Annotated in this window: 14 protein-coding genes and 2 pseudogenes; 3 read left to right on the forward strand and 13 right to left on the reverse strand. The window is 51.1% G+C overall.

All coding sequences use genetic code 11. From position 1 onward, the window contains the following. Positions 1 to 6: 6 nt before the first annotated feature. Complete coding sequence (locus tag HX866_RS30390) at positions 7 to 333, reverse strand: DUF6124 family protein (protein ID WP_177141011.1); 327 nt, start codon at positions 331 to 333, stop codon at positions 7 to 9. Between the two features lie 93 nt (positions 334 to 426). Here HX866_RS30390 and HX866_RS30395 point away from each other — a divergent pair. Further along, positions 427 to 1,499 (forward strand): annotated as a pseudogene (locus HX866_RS30395) (IS630 family transposase). Between the two features lie 173 nt (positions 1,500 to 1,672). After that, positions 1,673 to 2,959, forward strand: coding sequence for an OmpA family protein (locus tag HX866_RS30400; RefSeq protein WP_177141012.1), 1,287 nt, complete (start codon positions 1,673 to 1,675; stop codon positions 2,957 to 2,959). A 458-nt stretch (positions 2,960 to 3,417) separates the two neighbouring features. Here HX866_RS30400 and ptuB read toward each other — a convergent pair whose 3' ends face one another. From ptuB to HX866_RS30415, 3 genes are all read right to left on the reverse strand, one after another. Beyond that, positions 3,418 to 4,062: a retron Ec78 anti-phage system effector HNH endonuclease PtuB gene (gene ptuB / locus HX866_RS30405; protein ID WP_177141013.1), complete on the reverse strand. Its 645-nt coding sequence runs from the start codon at positions 4,060 to 4,062 to the stop codon at positions 3,418 to 3,420. Between the two features lies 1 nt (position 4,063). Then, entirely contained in the window at positions 4,064 to 5,521 is a 1,458-nt protein-coding gene (locus tag HX866_RS30410; RefSeq protein WP_177141014.1) for an AAA family ATPase, read from the reverse strand. A 110-nt stretch (positions 5,522 to 5,631) separates the two neighbouring features. Continuing rightward, the gene (locus tag HX866_RS30415) at positions 5,632 to 6,102 is read right to left on the reverse strand and encodes a hypothetical protein (protein WP_177141015.1); all 471 of its coding nucleotides are present in this window, start codon (positions 6,100 to 6,102) and stop codon (positions 5,632 to 5,634) included. Between the two features lie 359 nt (positions 6,103 to 6,461). Here HX866_RS30415 and HX866_RS34940 point away from each other — a divergent pair, with 359 nt between their 5' ends. Beyond that, the gene (locus HX866_RS34940; protein ID WP_371319305.1) at positions 6,462 to 6,596 is read left to right on the forward strand and encodes a DUF6124 family protein; all 135 of its coding nucleotides are present in this window, start codon (positions 6,462 to 6,464) and stop codon (positions 6,594 to 6,596) included. A gap of 221 nt (positions 6,597 to 6,817) precedes the next feature. Here HX866_RS34940 and HX866_RS30420 read toward each other — a convergent pair whose 3' ends face one another. The 9 genes and pseudogenes from HX866_RS30420 to HX866_RS30460 form a co-directional block, all read right to left on the reverse strand. Continuing rightward, on the reverse strand, positions 6,818 to 7,660 hold the full coding sequence (locus HX866_RS30420; RefSeq protein ID WP_177141016.1) for a hypothetical protein: 843 nt from the start codon (positions 7,658 to 7,660) through the stop codon (positions 6,818 to 6,820). A 483-nt stretch (positions 7,661 to 8,143) separates the two neighbouring features. After that, positions 8,144 to 8,938: a hypothetical protein gene (locus tag HX866_RS30425; RefSeq protein WP_177141017.1), complete on the reverse strand. Its 795-nt coding sequence runs from the start codon at positions 8,936 to 8,938 to the stop codon at positions 8,144 to 8,146. Between the two features lie 444 nt (positions 8,939 to 9,382). Next, positions 9,383 to 10,348, reverse strand: coding sequence for a restriction endonuclease (locus tag HX866_RS30430; RefSeq protein ID WP_177141035.1), 966 nt, complete (start codon positions 10,346 to 10,348; stop codon positions 9,383 to 9,385). Between the two features lie 45 nt (positions 10,349 to 10,393). Continuing rightward, positions 10,394 to 10,824 (reverse strand): annotated as a pseudogene (locus HX866_RS34945) (group II intron reverse transcriptase/maturase); the annotation flags it as partial. A 454-nt stretch (positions 10,825 to 11,278) separates the two neighbouring features. Next, positions 11,279 to 11,689: a hypothetical protein gene (locus HX866_RS30440; RefSeq protein ID WP_177141018.1), complete on the reverse strand. Its 411-nt coding sequence runs from the start codon at positions 11,687 to 11,689 to the stop codon at positions 11,279 to 11,281. Positions 11,690 to 11,717: 28 nt separating this feature from the next. Further along, positions 11,718 to 12,494: a hypothetical protein gene (locus tag HX866_RS30445; protein WP_177141019.1), complete on the reverse strand. Its 777-nt coding sequence runs from the start codon at positions 12,492 to 12,494 to the stop codon at positions 11,718 to 11,720. A 186-nt stretch (positions 12,495 to 12,680) separates the two neighbouring features. After that, entirely contained in the window at positions 12,681 to 13,322 is a 642-nt protein-coding gene (locus HX866_RS30450; protein WP_177141020.1) for a hypothetical protein, read from the reverse strand. A 135-nt stretch (positions 13,323 to 13,457) separates the two neighbouring features. After that, complete coding sequence (locus HX866_RS30455) at positions 13,458 to 13,805, reverse strand: hypothetical protein (RefSeq protein WP_177141021.1); 348 nt, start codon at positions 13,803 to 13,805, stop codon at positions 13,458 to 13,460. Between the two features lie 356 nt (positions 13,806 to 14,161). Beyond that, on the reverse strand, positions 14,162 to 14,407 hold the full coding sequence (locus HX866_RS30460) for a hypothetical protein (RefSeq protein ID WP_177141022.1): 246 nt from the start codon (positions 14,405 to 14,407) through the stop codon (positions 14,162 to 14,164). Positions 14,408 to 14,409 lie beyond the last annotated feature (2 nt).

Genomic DNA, 14,409 nt, shown 5'->3' on the forward strand with positions numbered 1-14,409 from the left:
GAACGCTTACGCATCCAGCACTGAGTTCACCCTCAGTTGTGCCAGCTCAATCAAATAAACCACGCTCATCACCATCTTGCGGTTCGAAACGCTTTGGTTGTTGGCATGCTCATAGGCCGTGGCCGCTGCGGATTGCAAAATCGAGGAAACGTCGACCAGTGCGTCCTCGGTATTCCTGGGTTCAGGCCGATGATCACCCGGCGCTGTGAAAGAGGCAGGTTTAGAGGCTGCATTCGGACCGGTTTTATAGTGAGACGATGCCTCGTCGACGACCCAAGGATCAATGCTGACGGCGCAGGATGTCGCAGATGGGTTAGGGGTCGCTTTGAACATGATGGAACACTTCGCTAGTGTGCTGTTCTCGAAATAATTTTCCTGTGATATTGGCTACACTTCTCCTGTCATCCAGCGCTCGGGGGAACGCCAATGAACGCCCAGGAAATTGTTCTCAGTCCAGAAGAGCAGTCCGAACTGAGCCGCCGAGTTCGTTCGGCCACGATCAGTCAACGCGACGGTCGGCGTGCCCGAGTGATCCTGCTGGCAGCCCAAGGCTGCTCGCGAGTGGAGATCGCTCGCCTGACCGGACTTTCACTGCCTACGGTCACCAGTTGGTGCCAGCGTTTCCAAACCCTGCGATTGGACGGTTTGATCGACAAACCAGGGCGTGGCCGCAAAAGCTCGTTTCCCGAAGAGGCCGTGCGCCGTGTTCTGGAGAACGTCACTCGGCCACCGTTAGGTGAGCCAAGGTGGAGTTGCCGCAGCATGGCGCGAGTCGCTGGGATCTCGGCCACGAGCGTCCATAAACTGTGGGCCGCCAATGACTTGAAACCCCACCTGACCCGCACTTTCAAATTGTCCAATGACCCGCATTTCGAAGAGAAATTCTGGGACGTCATCGGGCTGTATCTGGATCCACCAGACAAAGCGCTGGTGCTCTGCTGCGATGAGAAAAGTCAGGTTCAAGCCCTTGAGCGAACTCAGCCGGGACTGCCACTGGGCATCGGTCATATCCGAACTCAAACACACGATTACGTGCGCCATGGCACGGTCACCTTGTTTACGGCACTGGACTATCTTCAGGGGCGCTTGATCAGTTGCATTGAACGCCAGCACCGGCATCAGGAGTGGCTGGTGTTTCTCAAGCAGATCAATCGTGAAACGCCCAAGCATCTTGAGCTGCATCTGATCGTCGATAACTACGCCACCCACAAACACCGGCGGTCAGGGCGTGGCTTGCCAAGCACCCGCGCTTTCACATGCATTTCACCCCGACCTCCAGCTCATGGATGAACATGGTGGAGCGCTTCTTCCGCGACATCACGGTCTACCTGCGCGAAGGTAGCTTCGGCTCGGTACGTGAGTTGGAGGCTTCGATTATTGCGTTCATGGCCCTGCGCAATGCGCAACCAACCCGCTATGTCTGGAACGCAAAAGGAGAGGATATTCTGAACAAGATACAGCGGGCCCGTGAGGCAATGGCCTCACAGGCTAATGGGTAAGTTATTTCGAGAACAGCACACTAGCTGTTTTTTCGGACATGAATGAAAAAATAGTGCCAATTTGCCATCATCGAGCATCCTAGATACGGTAACGACCTGCCTGCGAGCTATACGTTCCCTGCACACGAGACCATTGAACTCCCCACCTTTACGTCAAGGAATGCTGTCCAGCGATGCTCAGACTCTTCAAGCGACTCACTAATGTTTTGCCCTTCAACGAAAGGTACATCATCGGGATCGGCATCCTCGTCATCACCTGCTATTGCGTTTTCAACATCCAGTTTTTCCCCAGCGGGCTCTCCGTGGGTGATACGTTGGTGTTTGTTTTTGCCGCTACGTTGTTCGGGACACTCTACGGTTACTGGATTCTGCTCGGTTTTGGGATCATCTACTGCTTAATGTATCCCTTCACCCGAGATCTCTATGGTAATGGAGGTCTCGCCGACAGGGGGTTTCAGTTTTTTGTCGGCTTGGTGTTGCTGTTCATTGAGCTTTTAATCTACTTCACATTTGCCAAGCATATCCAAAACTTACAGGACGCTATAATCCCTACGATTTCCAATTTATTGTCGGGATTCATCTTCGTCCTGGTCGGATTTATCAAGCCGTCTACCCAAGCACCGACGACGTCACAAGAAACAATACCTGTCGCCAGACGGCGGCGTAACTTTTATCGCCTACTTATGCTACTGATCGCGATGGGCTTGCCCGTGGTGTTCGGACACGCTCTGATCAATATCTTCGTTAAGATAAGCGTTGAAAAGATGGGACTGAGCCATCGGCAGGTTTCGCTCGTGTTGGATGACGACAATTACCGCGCTTTTAAAACTGCCGCTGACGCCTTCGCACTTCCATTACTGGACTGTAATTTGGATAACTCTCAAGCCCATATCATTCACAATGTTGACTTGCTCTGGCACGGTGTCGGTAATCGCAGCCTGGTCGAGGCGACGGTGCGCCGAAGCTCAGGAGAAAAAAAATTTCGGTTCGAACTCAAATCCGAAGGGGTCTGGGTCATCGAGACGCCGGAGCGAATCGAAAGCTGTCTGCCCATGAGCGTCGAGATCACTTTTGATTCTTATTCGTCCGAACCCAATCCAAACGGCAAATACAACGCCAACCGACTGCTCGCTCGGGTAGAGGCATCCAACCTATTGGTCAATAGAGTTGAGGTCCGTGGTTACTCTGACACCACACCTGTTCGCCCACCCCATGACTCCAACCAAGCACTGTCGCAGCGGCGAGCCGACGTGGTTGCGCGCATATTTAAGCTCGACTCGGAACGCCAGCAGATCTTCACCGTTGGCGCCGGCAGCCTGAATCATTCGAATTGCACGTCCCAGCTCCCCCCAGATGTGCTGAGAGATTGTCGAGCGCCAGATCGAATGGTCGTACTCACCCTCATGCTCGGCCAGCAAGTCGACGGCGAAAATCAACAATCGGCCGTGCCTGGCAGATAGATCGTATAGCCAGCGGCACTATCAAATCGCTTAGACCCAGGCGACCTAGGTGTTCAGTCTCGGAGAGCCATGGTGCATCCTTAACCGTCGAGCAAGAGGGTGCACCATGACTTCCCGAGACTGAACACCTAGATCGGATCGATCAGCGTCCGGCAAAGAGTGAAGCAGTCCACGACCGTCCTGTCATGCCCCCGCCGAGGTACGGGTCATGATCGGTACCGATCACCGATGAGCTACCCCCAGCTCAAAAACGATTACTTTGTGTTTCGGCGTGGATAAGTCGAGCAATGCCAAAGAGTGAGCCCGCTGCCCATCTTGAAATGGGCGGAGATTATGGAGCGCTTACCAAGAAACGCCGATCGGCTGCTGGGGCAATGTCTGCAGGTACGCTTGCTCCAGTGCCTTAAGCCACTGACCATCGGCTTTCTGATGGCAATTACTCGCGTGTGGTCGTGCGTTCACTCACTCTGGCGCGTCAGCACATGCCTAATCGCCGTCGCGAACGGCAAATGCGCGGTGTCGCACACTTCCCGATCCAGCTCCTCAACCCAACCCTCGTCGTCGGGAAACGCCTCGGCGTACTCAACAAAATACTCCATGGTCTGGATGTAGCCGTAGAGCTCAGCGCGACGAATCTGATTCAAGGCACCGTCCAGCACAAGAATGCGGATGGTTTCGCTGGCACGAAGATGGTCGCCCGCACTCAGGCCCGCCCGTGGCTCCACAGTGCCGCCGGGGGTGAACACCAGAAATGCATCGGGGTCTTCGATATCAGGCTTGATCAGCATCCCTAGTGGGTATGCTCCGCATTGGTCCTTGGCCTTGCCGCAAGTACCAGCGCGGTTGCAGGAACCAAACAGGTTACTCCAGTCGAACGTACCCTGAGGGTAATTCCGGCGCTGACGGAAGTGCTCGATATGACGATTACCCTCACCCATTGGCCCCTCACAGTAAGCACATCGCCCCCCCTGCATTAAGTCCAGCGACAGCCATATAACCCGTCGTTCCTCTTGTGTCGGGCAAGTGGCATTCCAGGTGTCCTGGCCGTGCCGGTAATGCCTCAGGCCCGAGGGCGGTTCGTCCTGCCGATCCAGATGACGCATCTCAACGCTCCCCGTTGCCAAGGTCACGAGGCAGGCGCTGCTTAATGCCCTGCAAACGAACCAGTCGATCACACTCGCGAATGACTGGATGTTCAGCTCCGAAATGGGCCTCCAGCTTGTCTCTCAATACACGCCCCTCAGGCTGCTCATGAAAATTTTGCTGGATCAGCGCCTGATAATCGGAAACCCAGATGGCCTCAGGCACATGGGGTACCGGGTCGACACACATGATACGAGCCAGCAGGTCGGAGCTGGCGACGCCGCGGGTCTGCCATTGCGGCTCGCTGACGGTGGTGACTCGGCTGGTGGTCTCGGGATCGATTTCAGTGCGCAGGATTCGAACACAGTCCGAGGAAACCGTACTCAACACCTGGGGGCTGTGGGTGGTCACGATAAGCTGCATGGCCGGGAACGCCTGGGCCAGGTTGAGCAGCACCACTTGCTGCCATTCCGGATGCAGGTGCATGTCGACTTCGTCGATCAGCAGTAGACCTGGTGTCTCTTGCGCCGCCTGCGCACCAAGGTGGCCGTTGAGTTTGGTCGCGCGGAATGCGATATCGGCAACCATGCCGATCATGTTGCGAATACCGTCGCTAAGCCACTCGACTGGGAGTTCGCCTAATTGCTCATGGCGAGCAACCAGTGCATCGCGGGTGAAGGAGTACTCGATGCCGCTCCAGCCTGCCGGTTGGATGCAAGCGTTCACCGCGCGACTCACTGACTGGATGTAGGCGTCGAATTCAGTTTTGGCAACGCTGACCCCAGCTTCAAGCGCCTTGAGTTGGGATTCCTTGGCATTCAGGCTCCAGTAGCGAAACCACTGTACGAACGATTTATAGCTGGAGGCAGGATCAAGGCAGTCGGTATAGCCGACGGTCCTAGAGGTCCGTTGAATGTTTTTCGCATCTGTTAATTTTTTCTGCTGCCACAGCCGCCCAGTGCCGTAGTACGCAACCAGTGGCAGAACGACTTCAGTGTCCGGCGTGCGAGAAGCTTCTTGCATGCGCTTGCCGTAGCTTACCAACTCCTTGGCGTCTTTGACCGAGGTCTTGGTCTTGGTCGTGCTGGAAAGATGACGGCGCCAAATGGTGGGCAGCAAATCATCGGATAGCTGATTGAGCAGACTGCCGGGAATAAACCCCGTAGCCTCGAGCAGAGCCCCTTGGGGCGCGTATTCCATTTCGTTAGTAGCGGTTCGTCTGGCACGAAACTGGCGAATATCACTCGGTTCAAGATGCTTGCCCACCGCCTCATCAAACGCCCCTACATACGGACCGAAGGCGACGGCGATGGCGTCGAGGATGGACGTTTTACCCGTACCATTGGCCGCAACCAGCACTGTCAGCTGCGGGTGAAAGTCGATATCGATCGTTTCAAAGCAGCGAAAATCACGCAGCCGCAACCGGGAAAGCCGTAGCGAATCTCTTCCGGCACTCGTTATGTTTTCCTGCGTGCCCATGCGAAACTCCCAACCGGCGCTTAAAACGCTAGTCTACCTGTTGACCAGCTCCCAGCGCAGCCACTTGGGGAAATCCTGAAAAAGACTTTCTGATTTTGGAAAACTGCTTATTAGATGCGGCAGTCCCTCCGGGTAAAAGTCCGATCAAAAAGATAGGTGCCATTCGTATCGGTGAACGTATGGTTGAGTGAATACCCTATTTTCATTGCTGTCAGTATCGCATTGTCACCACACTGACTTTGCAGCTGGTAAGGCATGATTTCCTTGTCTACCCAAGCGCCGACCCAGTTGGTGCCAAGTCGAGCCTGAAGGTTATGCACCAGCTGTTCGCGGGACATATTCCCCTTCGCGGCCGTGTCGCTTATTAGGGCATCCAGATCCATTACGTACCTATAGGTAATTACGTGTCCAGGGGCCAGAGAGATAGAAATCACTGTGGTATACCCCTGAAGCTGCATAGGCAACTGCTTAGCTGCCAGCGCGAGCCCCTCGCGCATGTGAGCGTCAGTCTCGTCGTCCGCTGCCTGTGTCGTAAATGTAACGGCCATCAGCACTGCGGCCGTAAATATCCATTTTTTCACTGGTTCACTCCCATGGTTATGTGCGCCAGAGTTTATGTGACAGGGTGTGCAGGGCACCTCGGTGCGCCGGTTTTCCTGATCACCGGTCGACTAACCTGCGTACGACTGCCCCCCCTTCATTTAGCCGCGAATGTAGCAGCTCCCTCAACAGATCGGGAGTACCCACTCTATGTTCAAAATCCCCCCCAGCCCGCTCGTAACATCCAACGTCGAATCCACTGCCCCTCGCATCGCCGACCGGGCTTTGTCTCACTACAACCCGACCGGACACAGGCTCGAAACCTGCCCCTCTCACAGCAGCGCAGGATCATCGACCTGAATCCAGGAGCCAGTAGGAGGCCCTGGCCAACGTCTACTCGATTCCGCAAGCCGATGCGGCCACGGCCTATGAGCACGCCAACAATCAAATCGGTTCGAACCGCAAGATGGCGATGGGTGTGGTGCATCTGATCGAGCTGGCGCAGTTGAAAATGGACTCGGTGCTGGATGGGTAGGTCGCCAACGTCGGCGGCTGACAGGGCTCAGTAAATGAACAGGAAATCTGACTTCCCGTTCATTTGAGTATGAAGTTCAACAGCCGTGTTAGCCCCCGGGCGATTGCCTGACACTTGCTCGGACCGAGATCAGAAACATAAGGTATGTGTTCGGCTCAATTGAACCACAAGAGAACCGGAAACCCAAGAAAGAGAAATGCTTCACTTACTCAAAAAATGGCTCACTCCGCAGAATTTAAGTACTCACACTCTCGTGTTAAGAATGTTTTCGGTACCGGAACATATTTCAACAGTGGGTATTTCGTTGGCTCAATATCCCCGCTGTCGCTGATTCTTGGCGCAATGAGTACCCGTTTTCTATTACCGTCAAGATAGAGCACGTCAAACTCTTCAGAGTTGACATTTTCGCAAGGTGAAAAAGTACTGAAGTCCGCTAAGTGCGCAAAGCGATAGAGGATCTCACCACGTCGCTCCTCTGACGCCATAACTCGGGTGACCAGCAGGGCTATGATGAGGAATACCAAACAATTTGCTAGGTGGCAAACAGAATAGCTGAGAGTTCGCTTCCCCTCGCGATAGGCCTTGTTGGAAAGGGCAAAAAAAATAAACGACGCCACAGATATCAGGTAGAAAATGGGCTCAAGCTTAGCCAAAGCGTGAATGAATGTCGCCGCAGTCAGCGTCATGGGCAGTAGCGATGGATCGACATGAAAAATTTGATTAATTTCGGCTTGAGCGTCGATCTTAGCGAAAATGCCTAATCCACCAAAGAACGCGGCCCAAATCAACAAGCTCGATTTCAGGTGCATAAGTTTCTGGTCAAGCTTTATTTCGAGCAGGCTCATCAAAATATAAAAACCAATGAGCATAGATGATGTGAGTGTGAGGATAAACAGAGTTGGGTGTGGCGTGTTGGACTGAGCGGCGGTACCTCCAACAATAACCAGTACGAAAGCTACAAGAGCAAGCGTGCAGAGCGCCCTCATTGTTGCAGCATGGCCGGGTGTTTGGGTTTCGATGTAGGACGAGGTGATAGCCTGGTTCAAGCGGTGAGTATCCTGCATCTGCAGTTCGATCCTTGCTTCGGGTTGAGGGAGTGTCAGAGCCCTATGATAGAGCTCTTCCTCTCAATCTATCGGCCTTCGTCCATGACGCTGAAGGTCCTAAAGTGTAGTGGTCAGTCAATCCTGGACACGACGTTAAGTTTTCTCTCGGCCTGAGTGGGACCAGCCACCCGCTGGGCTCTTTGCTACCTGGGCCACTTGGTGCGTCCTGAGCGGGAAAGTCCGCGACGACATCGTGGGCACCGCCTAACCAGCTCACCGATCAACTTAAGTGCGCAGCCGCCTGATACTCACCGCTCTCTGCGCTGTAACTTAGCACCGGCCAGCTGGAGGCGGGATCATTCGCGCTTATGAAGGGCCCAGGGGCCGGATCTCGAAGACAAGCAATGGAGTGGCGATGACTATCAAGAAAACGATGGTGATCAGGCGCATATTGCACACTCCTTTGCCGGCGTTACACCCTACTCAAATCAGGTATCATACTTATATAGGGCCTACAAACTTCATCTTGGCTGCATCCAAAGCTTTTTTAGCGTCATCGACTCGCACACCTGAGACACCAATCAGATTAGGTTCTAGCTTTGTTTCATCCAGACCAATTAACAATCGAACTGTTGCAGCCGCCTCAAAGGCTTTCTGAATACCCATAAAATCAACATTTTGCATAGTAGCTGGAACCAGGGAAGCAACCTTATCATTACTAAGTCCAAACGCATTAAAACGAAGACTTCCACTCACTTTGTTATCCCTGAAAGCGAGGCCAATAGGTAGCAGCCCCGTAATATCGACGTCATTACTCAGCGTCGTTATCTCAGCCGTGATACGCAGCCCAACCCCTATTTTCCCAGTGGCCCTCCTGTCCACTCCATCATTAAACTCCACATCCTGCACAGTTGAATTCACATAGTCAAATGTAACTATATAAGTACCCTTTGCGACCTTCGCACCGCTCCCCAAATAAGTGAGGCCACCGGAGCTATCTCGTTTTTGCACCGTGGTTAATGACTCATACGTTGTGAGCCGCCCTCTAATCTCCGAAGACTTCAAGGAAAGCACATCCGCCTCAACACGCCTCTTTGTTTTTGCATCATAGACCTCAATTGTCTTTATGGGTCTCGGGGCATCCAGGGGAATTATAGGGAGTCGCACGTTATATCCAGCCCCTTCAGGTGCACTCCCTTGAACACTTGCGCAACCACCAACCATAAGCGAGACCAACAGCGGAACGACTATTAAAACAAGTCGACCACTTGAAGAAATAACACTTTTATTGCTCATACATTTCTCCCTGACGACACCGACAGTCCAATGAAAAACGAAAGAAATCATTTTGACATCACTGCAACAAAATCAAGATTAGCTCACAAAAAACGCTTATCAAGCACTGACACGTTCATTTTATAGTTGCCTAGCCAACTAATAAAAACCTTTATAAGCACCACCTAGCAAAGCGCTTCCAAATTATCTGAGCCAGCCTGGTCATCAATACACACCCCCCTGAAGATGGGAGGTAGTGTAATCACACACATTTGTCGGAGTGATCAACCGAATAACTGATTGCCGCAGCAAAAAAGGGACGCAAAAATGGGGCGTATTTATTTCCTATAAAATAAATACGCCCCATTTTTGGTAGTTATGTCTCGTCTCCCTGCTTTCCAGCCTGCAGATGATGGGTTCGAATGTGCAAACACCTTGCTATCTGATACTGCATCGGCACGATAATTAGGGATTCGAATTAAAAACATCAGGAATCAAATTTGCACTGACCTCAACGCTCCCTGTAATTACACCCTTTTGTTCTCGCAGCGCAAAATGCGCGAACTGCTTCTTTGCCTTGTCGTCAAACGCACCGACAACGTAGTTTTCGCCATCATATTCCACCTCCCGCGAACTCAGCTCTTGGTAATTAGACGCATACTCCATTCTGAAGCTGATTTCGTTGGGTTGAATTTCAATGCCGTTTTTGTCTTTGAATATGAAATTCTTCTTAAGGTCAAATCCTGGTTCAACCCAAGGCCCTTCGCCAGATAATTCGTTTTCTCTCAGTAACTTAGCCTGGCTTTTGGCGGCACCGCTGCCGTTCCACAATTCTGCACAAAATCTGTGCACTGGAATGAACGCATCTTTCCATAGAACTTGAACCTTGTCGTCAAAAACAAACCCCGTGTCCGCGTCCTGTTCATCTGCAAAGATAGAAAAATTCTTCATCTTGTAAGATCGACCATAAATGAACGTATGCTTGAATTTTTCAAATATCTTCGACCACTTTTCCCGGCCAGCCGTATCAAATGTCAAAAGCTTAATGTGATTTTTATTAGCGTACTCCTTGGCGCTTTTGGTGAAGCCTTTTTTTGATACAACGATTGTTTTATTAATTCCAACTTTTCGATGCTTTTCTTTAAAACTCTCTAGAAGCCTCACTTCAACAGGCTTGGCTACGGCCGTACATTCGATTCCGACGGCTATGTCATACCCAGATACTTTACTCTGAATGAGAATGTCAATTTCCCTGTTACATCCCGCTTCAGAGTCATACAGCATCGCTGACTCAGTAACTTTTACGTCCGATTGAGACAAGCCTTTGTTTATTATCATTACGAGCTTCTGATACTCATTAGTCCTTGCTGGCATCGAAACCTTCTCCAAAAATCCATAAAGTACCCAGATGCGGGCGACCTCGATTTTCATTCTGATGTCAAACCAAAGCAAGCAAAACGGACTGTCCTCAGTTTCGTAGCCCGGTTCGCTGAATCTGGGATCGAGCAGCGGTTGCAGCACTTGCAGCAACGCTTGCTGGATCAAACGGTCGGTGACCGTTGGGATGCCCAACTCGCGTTCGCCGCCGTCAGGTTTGGGGATGACCACTCGACGTACCGGACTGGGCCGATACCCCCCCTGACAACAATTGTTGGCGAGTCCCGGCCCACTCGGTCAGCAGATGTTCAGCGGTCTGTTCAATATCCAGACCGTCGATACCCGCCGCACCTTTGTTGTCTTTGACTCGCTTACACGCTTGTTGCAGGTTCTCTCTCGCAAAGGCGCGTTGCAGCAGTCCTTGCCCTGCGTTTTCGATGTCATCTTGCGGGCAATTTACCTCGTCGCTGATGGGGATGGTCACGGTTTCACCGCTCGCAGTCTCCGTCCGCCCTGCGTTTGGCAGGCATCTGACTTCCGGTATTTAGCATCAACATGGCCTATAACACTTTCCCTCGTTCGGCCCTTCGTCAAAAAAAAGACTACTACGGCCTTTGCTGACTTCTCGCTCCGGCTTACGCCGTCGCCCTTTCAGGCATGAGGCAAGATCTCCCCAGGTAAGAACGCAATCCTTCACCGCACAACCGCCGAATCTACGTCGCCGTTCCTTTGATCACTAGAGCTTCGCGATTGTTTGCCCGCTCGCTCTGGATCGGCTTCGCCTCATATTCAGCTCTTGTACATCGGCTCTCGGCTTCGCTCCACGCTTCCTCTCCACACTCGGTCGCCCTCGTGCAGTTGCGTTTCACTTCGTTCGCCGTGGTCAGCTCACGGCGGGACTTTCACCCGCAAGATTGCGCCCATGCTGGGCGCACATGAAAAAAGCCCAACCTTTTCAGATTGGGCTAAGCCCAACATGGACGATTACTGATTGGACGGGGATGCCCCCTCAAGCAGCGCATCTACCACCGCACGTGCCACCTCCACCGAATGCAGCATGCCCCAGAACAGCGCCCGCTCGACGGGGTTGGTATGCAGGCTGATTTCGTCGCCATTGAGCTCCGCCGTTTCGAGCAGATTCGAAACGTAGGTCAGTGCGTCCTGGGCAGTTACGCCGGATTGAATGGCAAACAGCGTGGGTTTGTAGGAGGCTTCGGGAGTGACGGGTTTGGAGCAGGTGAACGCGAGGGTATCAAGCAAACGGGGCGTGCTTGCCAGGGCCGGCTCGGGCTCGCTGAATGGGGTATCAGAGAGTTTACGCAGATACATCGCCCTGTCAGCGGTGCTGAGGGCTTTACGAATTGGGGGCGGATCGGGAGTGATTTTCTTAGCCATGGTGAATCTCCTGTTTAATAAAAGGAGTTCATCCATCCTCGCTGCGACGCAAGGGTGGCGAACTGAGCGCAGGTTCGCAGACCAGGTAAACAGGAACCCGGCAGGCCGAAGCCTCCTGCACACAGCTCGCCATAACGCGAACACAAAAAAACCGCTTTCGCGGCGCTGTGCGCCTGTTTACGACCGGGCTGCGAAACCCGTATCGCTGAATTTGCAGCGACAGTCGAACTGTAGCCCTGGCGTTTGGCGCACACAATATTCTCCCATGCCTGAAACGTGTGGGAAATATGAGATTTTTCGGCAGGTTATTTCGCGTGTTGATTGGCAACTGCTGAGCTACGCCTGAGGCATAAGAAGCCATCTGGATCAGCGCCCCTAGAGAGGCCCGGTCATCTGGCACCTCAATCTGACGAGCACTTTCGCCTAAATGGGTGTCCAGTTTCATTAGACCACTACAAGGAATATCCACACCTCTGAGTGCAAACCGAAGATCATGTCTTGTCCTATATCCATATAAATAGTCCTCTTCGGCATTAGTTAGATCACGCTCTAAGGCTTCAAAAACCGACCGAGCCAAAGATGTGCTTTCCGGCAAATGAAAAACCTCAGACAAAATACCACGTTCATTACTAGCCAGCCATTCAACAAAAATTTTAGCATCCCACTTAACATCAAAAACAACTACCACATCTCCCGAACACTCCTCAACCTTCAAAAAGATTCTCGACAGCCATTCAGTTACTGCCGGAACAATCGCTCGGTCATGCTTAATAACTGGAGAAAACTCTAAAATCAACTTACTCACATCTTCCCCTTACGCAAACGATTATATTCAAAAAAACAGGAGACAGATCATGTTTCAGCCCCCCCGCTTGGAACTCTAATTTTGCGAAGAATCGTGGTGTGCCCCCTACCCCTCATGTTGATGTAGAGGTGCTTCAGTGGCGGCGATAGATAGGCGGGCCAAATGCGCCGAAACGGGAATCCCCGTTTACTCGTTTTCCCAAAGTGCCTGCATAGATTCTAATTGACCAACAGATACAAATCCTCGTTCACGATCATCAAATTCGCCAACACACTTAAAAAGCAATCCGCCACACTCACTCACACGGTGCAAGAAGCTAAGATCTTCCGCAAAACTGCCAGACCACCCAATACTCAAAGCTAATTCAATATCAAAACCGGAAGGCAATACAGCAACATATGAGCTTCGTTCACCAAGCATTAACCTTAAAACACTTTCCACCGACAATCTAGACAATCGCAAAGCACCAAAAAACTTTACTTTACCATTTCCCTCACCAGCATAGCTTTGCGGGAACTGCTCGCCCAGCACTTCTAAACCTCTCGACTTCAGGCTCCCCCAAAGTTCCCTATAACGTACAATCCGTGTATCTGGCTGCCAAGCAGACTGACCGACAAACAGCCACATTTCATGCCCCGGCACTTCTCTCTCAATTAGCTCAAATATAAAATTCAATGTAGCTAGCAGACCACCATAGCCGCCTTCTTCAACCAGCCAACTTGTAGCTGAAATAGCGAACATCTCAGCCTCTAGCTCACGCTTAAAATTGATCACTTCATTGTCAATAAAAGCATCAAATACTCTTAGAGTTTTAATACTAGTAGTCATAGTGACTCCCTGCCATTCGGGGCAGATTTATTTTTCAGACACGGCGGACAAATCTTCCTTATCCACACCGCTCTATAAGAAAAAATAAATTCGTCCCTTTTTCGCTATTTTTGGCTTATTCCCTGACATCTCATTTCATGTATTACGCAATATCCACCAGCGACAGCTTATCTCCGGTTCAAAGGTAATCCGAGCTTCAGATTTTGTTTCACAAATATCAAAAATTACGCGAACCCCTGCACCTGCGCTATCACGTACTAGCTCAATGAATTTTACATTTTCTGACGAAATATTTGCCACCTCCTGATTGGCAAGCCGTAGCACAACCTGAAATGACTCCATCACTGCACTAAAAGAAACATCAATCTCAAGTCCACCACTCTGCGACTTTTGCACATAACGACATAAAGCCAAATTTGGATCTACCTCAACGGGCTCGATACCAAACTCTTCTAAAAAGTCATTTACGCTTGGAAATTTCATCACAGTGTCCTCAATGGAGTGGTATGACAGTACTGAGCTTACGAACCCCGTCACCAAGAATTTGGAATGTACTCTGGAAAGTAGCCGCCTTATCTGACGGCCCTATAAATAATGACTCCCTGACCTCAAAATTCCCACACTGATTAGAAAATTCACTTTTCACATTACCCTCAGTCTTTACAGAAACTGCCAAGTGCTCAGCCAACATCTGACGGCCAATGGCATCATCTGGAACGCCAAGTCTATTCATTTCAAGCGCAAGCTGATTTGAGTGGAAAAAGTAGGGATCCCTTAGGGGCAGACCAAGCCTCAGCAAAATAGAAAACTATGATCTATCCCCTATCAACTTAATTCCATTAGGTTTTAAACCGCTCAGGCAAATACTCCTGACGTACCATTTCCTTCAACGTTTCTGTCAGTCCTGATAAAAAATAAGAAAGCTCTTCTCTGGATTCGCAAATAGTTAAATCTGCGATTTCAGAATCACTATACTTCTCCATAACAATCCTCACACAATCGGCAAAAACCATCAGTTCGCCTTCTGAAACTTTAAGATCAAAAAGCGTTACACTAGAGACACATTCTTTATTCAAAATTTCCATAA

Source organism: Pseudomonas gingeri (assembly GCF_013386165.1).
Lineage (GTDB): Bacteria > Pseudomonadota > Gammaproteobacteria > Pseudomonadales > Pseudomonadaceae > Aquipseudomonas > Aquipseudomonas gingeri_C.

Coding starts and splice junctions, on each gene's coding strand:
- HX866_RS30390 (WP_177141011.1), bottom strand. CDS start 333: ATGTTCAAAGCGACCCCTAACCCATCTGCGACATCCTGCGCCGTCAGC.
- HX866_RS30400 (WP_177141012.1), top strand. CDS start 1,673: ATGCTCAGACTCTTCAAGCGACTCACTAATGTTTTGCCCTTCAACGAA.
- ptuB (WP_177141013.1), bottom strand. CDS start 4,062: ATGCGTCATCTGGATCGGCAGGACGAACCGCCCTCGGGCCTGAGGCAT.
- HX866_RS30410 (WP_177141014.1), bottom strand. CDS start 5,521: ATGGGCACGCAGGAAAACATAACGAGTGCCGGAAGAGATTCGCTACGG.
- HX866_RS30420 (WP_177141016.1), bottom strand. CDS start 7,660: ATGCAGGATACTCACCGCTTGAACCAGGCTATCACCTCGTCCTACATC.
- HX866_RS30425 (WP_177141017.1), bottom strand. CDS start 8,938: ATGAGCAATAAAAGTGTTATTTCTTCAAGTGGTCGACTTGTTTTAATA.
- HX866_RS30430 (WP_177141035.1), bottom strand. CDS start 10,348: ATGAAAATCGAGGTCGCCCGCATCTGGGTACTTTATGGATTTTTGGAG.
- HX866_RS30440 (WP_177141018.1), bottom strand. CDS start 11,689: ATGGCTAAGAAAATCACTCCCGATCCGCCCCCAATTCGTAAAGCCCTC.
- HX866_RS30450 (WP_177141020.1), bottom strand. CDS start 13,322: ATGACTACTAGTATTAAAACTCTAAGAGTATTTGATGCTTTTATTGAC.
- HX866_RS30455 (WP_177141021.1), bottom strand. CDS start 13,805: ATGAAATTTCCAAGCGTAAATGACTTTTTAGAAGAGTTTGGTATCGAG.
- HX866_RS30460 (WP_177141022.1), bottom strand. CDS start 14,407: ATGGAAATTTTGAATAAAGAATGTGTCTCTAGTGTAACGCTTTTTGAT.